This is a genomic window from Collimonas sp. OK242, from assembly GCF_900107095.1.
In the GTDB taxonomy this organism is placed as follows: Bacteria; Pseudomonadota; Gammaproteobacteria; order Burkholderiales; family Burkholderiaceae_D; genus Collimonas.
Genome location: NZ_FNOR01000031.1, coordinates 21,372 through 27,879 on the forward strand (window position 1 = coordinate 21,372; position 6,508 = coordinate 27,879).

The window sequence follows — 6,508 nt, forward strand, 5'->3', positions numbered from 1 at the left end:
TGTTCGTGCTGATCCAGCCTGCCAGCATGTCCTGTGCCGCCACATTGCGGATCCAGGTCGGCTTGTTCCTGTTGCTGATATGCGTGTTCAGCCATGCTGGTCAGGAGATCAGCTACCAGGACCTCGGCAAACGCACCAGCGCCGGTGACAGCCATTGGTCCGACTGGCGCGAAAACTCTGCCGAAATACGCATCGCGCGGCATGAGCTCAAGCCGATGATCATGGCTGTCCTGGCCGCTCTGGATGCCCCGAGGCGGCAGGAAATCCTGGATGGCAAAGGCGCAATCGCCGTGATTTACCCTGACATCGGCGAACCTTATCGCAGCATCTTTGCCAAGATCATCGAAGGTATCCAGGAGCAAGCTAAGGTTCAGATAAGCACTTATCCAGTCGGACCCAACACCAATACTGCCGACCTCAACGCGCAGTTGACGCGCGGCGGCGTCAAGGTGGTGATCGCACTTGGGCGCCAAGGATTGAAGGCGGCGTCCGGCTTGGAGCGGGATATCGCGGTGGTGGTTGGCGGCGTGCTTGCGGTGCCCGAAAGCGAGAGCCACAACCTGACCGGTATCAGCCTGACACCGGATCCGGCCCTGCTGTTCGCACTATTGAAAAGGCTGCTGCCCGGCATCAAAAGGGTGACCGTGGTCTACGATCCGCAACATAACGATTGGCTGATCAAACTGGCGCGCGAGGCAGCCAAGGCCCAGGGCTTGGAACTGGTCGCTCGCGAAGCGCATGATCTGGCCTCGGCGGCACACCTCTACGAAGCAGCTTTCGCCGCCGCCGATGGTCGGCAGGACGCGATCTGGCTACCCCAGGATGCTACCACGGTAGATGAGGACACGATTTTGCCGCTGGTTCTCAGGGAATCGTGGAGCCGGGGCGTACCTGTGTTTTCCAGCAGCTTCCTGCATGTCAGAAAAGGCGCGATGTTCGCCTTATACCCTAACAATCTGGGACTGGGGCGCGACCTTGCCAGCTCCGCCCTGGCCACGCTTGCGGGAGAATCGCGCAAGCGTGGCGTGTCGCCGTTGCGCGAGGTGCTGACGGCAGTTAATCTGCGCACCGCCAGCCACATCGGCTTGAACCTCGACTATCAGCAACAACGCAGTTTCGATTTTGTTTTTCCGGAGCCTTGATGCACAAAATTATTCTTACAGTACCGGTGCAGTCCACATGGCTAGTCACTAGTTGACGCCTTCATTTTCCTCATTTCGCGAGGTCATCATGTTGCAGGCCTATTTACGCCGTACCGGATTTCGCCGCCAATTGATGGCGATTGTTACTGTATTGATCCTCGGCTTGGCATTGTTCTCTTCCTTGGTGAATTCGTGGGAAACCAGCCGCAGCATGCGCGGCTACCTGATCGAGCAAGGCCGGCATATTGCTGAAAATCTGGCGCGCCAGAGCACTTTGGCGCTGCTTTACCACTCCGCCGACAATGTCCGTCAAGAAGTCGCTACCTCGCTCGCGTTTCCCGACGTGCTTCAAGTGGAGATTACCGATGCCGCCCACCAGGTTCTGCTGTTCCAAACCAAGGCAGGCGCGACAATCAAACCTAGGCCAGAGCTGCAGCCGGAGCTCGCCCTCACCCAGGCCATGCTGGTACAGGAAACAGATAAGGAATGGCGCTTCGGCGCACCGGTCTACCAAGGGCATGATGCCGCATCGCCATTCGATCTGCAGGAGAGCAAACCGCAAGTGCTGGGGTATGTGCATATCGTGCTCGGCAAGGGGACCATGAATCGTCTGGTGTTTTCGCTGCTGGCGGTTAACTTGGTCATTACTCTCTCGTTCGCGCTTATCCTGCTGGGAATCATGCGCCTTCTGGTGCGCCACCTGATCCGGCCGCTGAACGCCTTATCCGGCCTGATGGGGCGCGCCGAGGCCGGCGAGTCAGGCATGCGCGCCACCCGTGAAGGGCCGCGCGACATCATCGACATGGCCCAGGCTTTCAATAAAATGATGGCGGTGCTGGAAGAGCGGGAAGCCGAATTGAAACAGTCGCGCGACCAGGCGCTGCACGCAGCGATGATGAAGGCTCAATTCGCCGCCACCGTCAGCCATGAAGTACGCACACCCTTGAGCGGTGTGGTGGGAATGCTGGACATGCTCAGGGAGATGCGCCTCACCAAGCCGCAAATGGAGTGCGTCGAGGTGGCTTGGAATTCGGCCCATACGCTGATCGAATTGATCAACGACATCCTCGATTTCTCCAAGATGGAAGCCAACAAGCTGGTATTGGAAAAGGTCGATTTCGACTTGCGCAAACTGGTGGAAGAAGTCCTTGATCTGTTGGCTAGGCAGGCCCAGCAAAAAGGGCTGGACCTGGGTTATCTGCTGGCAGCGGGGGTTCCTGAGCAAATCAAAGGCGACTCGATGCGTTTGCGGCAGGTGCTGATCAACCTGGTTGGCAACGCATTGAAATTCACCGAACAAGGCCAGGTGGCGGTTCGCATCTCTGGCATCTCTCGCATCGAAGGCAGCGACGAATCCTTCGGCCTGCGGATCGAGGTGAGCGACACCGGCATCGGCATGGACCAGGATGCGGTTCAGCATGTGTTCGAATCGTTTGCCCAAGCGGACGGAAGCACCGCGCGCAAATATGGCGGCACCGGCCTCGGTCTGGCGATTTGCAAGCAGCTGGTGGAACTCATGGGGGGCGATATCGGCGTGGTCAGCCAGCCAGGGAAAGGCGCCACGTTCTGGTTCACGATTGCTTGCCAGCCCGGCGAGGTGCAAGCCATGGCTCCGGCAGCACCGGCCCTGCTCGGGACGCGGGTGCTGGTGCTGGCAGAGGGCGAGATAGTACGCAGTTTCCTGGAACAGAACCTGACAGAACAGGGGATGTCCTGCCATGTGGTAGGCAGCGTCTCGGAGGCCCAGGCAGAGCTGAGTCACGCGGCGCAAACGCCGTATGCCCTGGTGATCATGGAGCGCTCCGCAGCCGGAAGCCAAGGCGCGGAGCTGGCACACCATATCCGATACGCCCCGGTGTTGCCGAGGGCACGCCTGCTGCTGTTGCAGCACCGCGGTACGCCCAAGAGCGAACAGCTTCAAGAAGCTGACGGCTATCTGGACAAGCCGTTACGCTTGCCGCAACTATTGGAGGCGACTCGGCAATTGCTGTCCGACCGGCAGACAGGCGCCGTCGCAGCTTCAGCGACACACTCTCCCGGCGAGTTGCCGGCCGCAGCCAGGGAATACCGGGTACTGGTGGTTGACGACAACCGCACCAACCAAGTGGTTGCCACGGGCATGCTCGCCATGAGCGGTTGTTTTAGCGAATTTGTCGGCAGTGGCTGGGAGGCGATCGAAGCCGTCCAGCGTAGCCGGTTCGATCTGATTCTCATGGATTGCAATATGCCGCAGATGGACGGTTATGAGGTCACCGCACGTATTCGCAATTTCGAAGAGTCAGAAGGACGGCGCACGCCGATCGTCGCCATGACGGCAAATACCCAAGCCGGAGCTGTGGAAAAATGCCTGGCCGCAGGCATGGATGATTATCTGGCAAAACCGATCACCTTGATTGAACTGCGGCACAAGCTGGAGCGCTGGCTGATCCAGGTTGCCGCGGATAATGCTACCGAGGCGGTCCCGACAGCGAGCGAGTACAGCCCCTTGGACCGAGCAGCATTCGACAAACTGCGGGAGATTCTGGGGCCTGCTCTGCAAGAGGCGGTGACTCCCTACCTGGAAGACATGCCGGCTTATCTGGACCAACTCGACAATGCCGTCAGTCAGAACGATGCCGAAACCGTGCGCGCCTTGGCGCATACGATCGTGGGCAGCAGCAGCAACCTGGGTGTCACCAACGTGACTCGGTTGGCAAAGGACGTGGAAGAGTTGGCGGCCAAGCAGAAAGTAGATGAAATTCGTTTCTTGCTGCTGCCATTGCGCTCCGCCTTCGACGAGGCGTCGGTGCTGCTTGGCAGTGAAGTATCTTACGAGAACTATCACAGCACCAAGCCGGCGGAAGGCAGTGCCCTGGTGCTGGTGGTGGACGACGATCGCAGCACCCGCAGTGCCTTGCGCTATACCTTGCTAAGGGACGGCTTCCGGGTAGCGGAGGCTGAAAATGGCGCGCAGGCATTACACATGCTAAAACGCATACAGCCGGATGTCATTCTGATGGATGCGGTGATGCCGGTGATGGATGGGTTTACGGCCTGCGCTCGTATGCAGAAAGTACCCGGCCATCAAAACATTCCAGTATTGATGATTACCGGCCTGGAAGACAATCTTTCGGTAGAGAAGGCGTTCGTCGCCGGTGCGAGCGACTACATCCCCAAGCCGATCCATTTCGCCATCCTGTCGCAACGGGTGCGTCGCATCGTCGAGGCCAACCGGACCCAGAAGCGGGTGCGCGACTTGGCCTTCAGCGATGCCCTGACCGGCCTGCCGAACCGGGCCATGTTTTTCGAACAACTCAAGCTCAGTATCGAACAGGCAAAACAAAGTGGTGAAGTGGTAGCTGTGCTGTTCCTTGACCTGGATCGTTTCAAGTATGTGAACGACACCCTGGGCCACGATATTGGAGACCGGCTGCTGATATTGGTAGCGCAGCGTATTCGGCGCCGCGTGCGCCTTGTGGATTGCGTGGCCCGCCTAGGTGGCGACGAATTCACCGTGGTGCTGACGGACATAGCTACTCCCAGCGCCGCCACCATCGTTGCCCAGAACATTTGCCAATCCTTGTCTGCGCCCTTTCTCATCGACGGTCACGGCATCTTCGTCAGCGCCAGCATTGGCATATCACTCTATCCTCAGGATGGCATCGATGTGGGAACCCTGCTGCAGCACGCCGATACTGCAATGTACCGCGCCAAGAAAACCAGTTCAGGCTTCAAGTTTTTCGAAGCTTCCATGGAACACGCGATGTCTGAACACATGCGCTTGGAAGGCGACTTGCGCGAGGCATTGAATCGGCAGGAGCTGGAGGTGTTTTATCAACCGCAAATGCGATTCGGCACAGGTCGTGTCGTCGGCATGGAAGCGCTGGTGCGTTGGCACCATCCGACCCGAGGCATGCTTGCTCCCAAGGAGTTCATTCCAATTGCAGAAGAAACCGACTTGATTAACGTCATAGGCACCTGGGTTTTGCGTACTGCATGTACTCAACTGCAGAGCTGGGTCAAGTCAGGTATGCCGGCGTTGGGGATTGCAGTGAATTTTTCCGTTCGGCAGCTAAAAGCCGACTTCTCAACCACAGTCGAGCGGATTCTGGCGGAAACCGGGCTGCCGTCGCATCTGCTGGAGTTGGAGATCACCGAGAGCACTCTGATGGAAAACGCTGAAGAGAACTTGCAAGCGCTGCACCAGCTACACGCTCTCGGCGTACGACTGACTATCGACGATTTCGGTACAGGCTATTCTTCACTCGCCTACCTGAAACGCTTTCCGGTCGATATCATCAAGATCGACCAGTCTTTCGTGCGCGACGTGCCCCATGATCTGGACGACGCAGCCATCGTCAAAAGTATTATCGCGCTGGCACACAACCTGCGCCTGGAGGTGGTGGCAGAGGGAGTGGAAAATGAGTCCCAGCTTAATTTCTTGAAAGATAATTCCTGCGACATGATGCAAGGTTATTACTTTGGGAGGCCTATGCCGGCAGAACAGTTCATCCATTTCGTCATGGGGCAGGACAGCGCTCAGCTGACAGAATTCTGTGGCCCTGTGACCAGGCCCTAGAAGTGGCTGTAAAAAACGGAATGTGGATGCGTCATAACTGTGGGTATGTTGTCGGCCGCCTCCACAAAACGCTGTTTCCTTATCGATCAATCCGAGTTTCGCATGGCTGGTGGCAGCAGCTTTCCCGATTCCGAAGGCAAGGCGTTCACCCCTTATCTGGAGCTAGTGCCGGGTGATGGAAACGACTCTGATTGGAGTGACGCCAACCCATGTATCACGTAAGAGATATATAAAACAAAGGGTTACACGCTTTCGCATGTAACCCTTTGTTTTATATGGTGGCCCCCCCAGAGTCGAACTGGGCACCAACGGATTATGAGTCAAGGACGCAGAATGCGCGTATGCCGCAAAGCCGCGCCAGGCAACAACTACTGTTTGCGCATTCAGTGCGCAAAAAACACTGAATGCGCCTAGTTGGTCAAAAAATCCCCCACTTGAATAAATTATACTAATTTAGATTTGAGCCGCCATGCGACGGGCCAAAATCGGCCCAGAGTGTGTGAAAACGCGACGCCCCTTGGGGATTATATTTTCACCGTTTTTCAGCCATCAGTGTAAACGCAATTAATCCCAAGACGTTATTTGGCTATCTCATCAAACGGCGGGGGTAGCTAGATGAAGCGCTTTATCCAGGGAGAGCATCGCACGCAAGGCATGCTACTCCCCGAACACTTAGATGACTACATCACCGAACATAATCCAGTGCGCATCGTCGATGTGTTCGTCGACGAACTGGACCTGGTCAAGCTCGGATTTGATGGCGTCGTTCCAGCGGAAACTGGCAGGCCTTCGTATCATCCTGCAATGC

At 57.1% G+C, this 6,508-nt stretch carries 2 protein-coding genes and 1 pseudogene; all 3 read left to right on the forward strand.

Translation table 11 applies throughout. The annotated features are described in order from the left end of the window. The first annotated feature begins 5 nt into the window (after positions 1-5). A complete protein-coding gene (locus BLV81_RS22475; RefSeq protein WP_255365427.1) occupies positions 6-1,142 on the forward strand; it encodes an ABC transporter substrate-binding protein in 1,137 nt (378 codons plus the stop codon). Positions 1,143-1,230: 88 nt separating this feature from the next. Next, complete coding sequence (locus BLV81_RS22480; RefSeq protein ID WP_092360138.1) at positions 1,231-5,700, forward strand: EAL domain-containing protein; 4,470 nt, start codon at positions 1,231-1,233, stop codon at positions 5,698-5,700. Positions 5,701-6,315: 615 nt separating this feature from the next. Then, a pseudogene (locus BLV81_RS22485) lies at positions 6,316-6,508 on the forward strand (IS5/IS1182 family transposase); the annotation flags it as partial.

What these genes read in the sequence shown, in the direction of transcription:
- BLV81_RS22480 (WP_092360138.1), top strand. Translation starts at nt 1,231, where the DNA reads ATGTTGCAGGCCTATTTACGCCGTACCGGATTTCGCCGCCAATTGATG.